The organism is Cellulomonas algicola (genome assembly GCF_003851725.1).
Taxonomy (GTDB): Bacteria; Actinomycetota; Actinomycetes; order Actinomycetales; family Cellulomonadaceae; genus Cellulomonas; species Cellulomonas algicola.
Genome location: NZ_BHYL01000131.1, coordinates 1 through 1815, shown reverse-complemented (window position 1 = coordinate 1815; position 1815 = coordinate 1). Strand labels below are relative to the sequence as shown.

2 protein-coding genes are annotated in these 1815 nt (G+C 76.6%); both read right to left on the bottom strand.

Going from position 1 to position 1815, the window contains the following annotated elements; genetic code table 11:
- Positions 1-212 precede the first annotated feature (212 nt).
- On the bottom strand, positions 213-1001 hold the full coding sequence (locus CTKZ_RS09870) for a methyltransferase domain-containing protein (protein ID WP_124342791.1): 789 nt from the start codon (positions 999-1001) through the stop codon (positions 213-215).
- An 11-nt stretch (positions 1002-1012) separates the two neighbouring features.
- On the bottom strand, positions 1013-1815 hold an 803-nt coding region (locus tag CTKZ_RS09865), incomplete at its 5' end, for an FAD-dependent oxidoreductase (RefSeq protein WP_124342790.1).

Genomic DNA, 1815 nt, shown 5'->3' with positions numbered 1-1815 from the left:
CGGGTCGGGCTGCCAACCGGGCGGCGGAGTCCAGCCGGCGGGCGGGGCGGGCCAGTTCGGGGGCGCGTTGTAGCGAGCTGCCATGGGTTACCTCACAAGGGGTCGGGGACGAACGGGGTGCGACCGTCCTGACATAACGTGTGACATAACTATGGCGATGCCGGTGCCGGCGCGGACAGGACGAACGTCCTCGCCCAGGCGGGCGGCCGCGGTCAGCGGCGAGCCGTGAGGACCATCCAGACGAGCTCGCCCGACGTGCTGTGCGTGAGCTTCGTGCGCCAGCGCTGCGTCAGGTCCGCGTGCTCCTCGGGTGACAGCAGCGCGCGCACGTCGTCGCCGCGCTCCTCCAGCACCCGCAGGCCGTGCTCCTGCGACGCGACCAGGTCGGCGGTGCGGTCCTCGGTCACGACGTCGGTGAAGCCGCACGACGTCAGCAGGTCGGCGTACGCGTCGAGCGTCAGCATGTGCTGCCCCCACGCGAGCATGCGCTGGCCGAACTCCGCCGACGCCGCCGACGTGCCCAGGCAGTAGTCGGTGACGAGCACCGTGCCGCCGGGGCGCAGCGCGTCGTGCAGCCGGCGCCACGCGACCGGCTTCTCCTCGTGCGTGAGGAACGCCCCCGCGTCGCGCGTCCATACCACGTCGAACGCGCCGGGGCGCACGACGTCCGAGGTCAGCACGTTGCCGCACACGAGCTCGACGTCCGCGCCGGGCGCGTCGACCTCCCGGCGCTCGCGGGCCAGGTCCGTCATGTCGGACGACGCGTCGAGCCCGACGACCCGCACGCCGAACCGCGTCGCGAGCCGGAACGCGTCGCCGCCCAGGCCCGAGCCGACGTCGAGCACCTCGGCCCCGGCGCGCAGACCCGCGCGTGCGGCGAGCGCGTCGAACACCTCCGGCTCGGCCGGGCCCTGGTAGCCGCGCCCGTAGAGCAGCTCGTGGCGCAGGGCCACCTCGCGGCTGTAGCGGTGGGCGAGCGTGGCGGGCAGTGCGTCGGGCATGGGTCGTCTCCTCAGGGCGTGGTCGCGGGTGCGGGGCGCTGGACCGGGACGTGGTCGGTGCGCGGTGCCCGGGCGGTCCGGGCGGGGTCGTGCGGCCGGAGCAGCTCGACGTCGGCCGCCGACGGCCCCGCCGGGCCGCACAGCGCCGCGACCAGGTCACCGACAGCGGCCGCGTGCGTGAAGCCGTGGCCGGAGAACCCGCCGCACACGACGAGCCGGAGCGTCCCGGGCACGCGGCCGACGAGGAAGTCCCCGTCGGACGTGTACGCGTCGACGCACGCCGACGCGGCGACGGGGTCCGGCGCGAGGGCGGGCACCCAGGTCCGGACGAAGTCGACGACCGGGGCCGTCTCGTCGGGTGAGGGCGGCCCGGCACGGCCCGCACCGAGCCGGTCGGGGTCGAGCAGCCGGGACGAGCCGCCGATCTTCACGCCGCGACCGTCGACGTCCGGCAGCCCCCAGAACCGGTCCCCGCCGACCTGCCGCACGAACGCGGGCCAGATGCTGCCGGGCAGGGCGTCGACGGACGTGCCGACACGCGCCGGGTCGCCGGGAGCGCGGCGGTCGACCGCGTGCACGGGTCGGAACCACGCCTGGACGACCCGGCGTGCGGGTGCCCCGACGACGCGTGCCGCCTCCCCCGTCGCGAGCCACGCGCCCGTCGCGAGCACGACCCGCCGCGCGCGCAGCACGCGGTCGTCGAGCACCACGACGACGCCGTCGGCGCCGTCCCGGACCTCGCGCACGACGCGCCCGACGAGCAGCTGCGCCCCGCGCGCGGCCGCGCACGCCACCGCGGCGCGGACCGTCGCCT

Coding starts and splice junctions, on each gene's coding strand:
- CTKZ_RS09870 (WP_124342791.1), bottom strand. CDS start 1,001: ATGCCCGACGCACTGCCCGCCACGCTCGCCCACCGCTACAGCCGCGAG.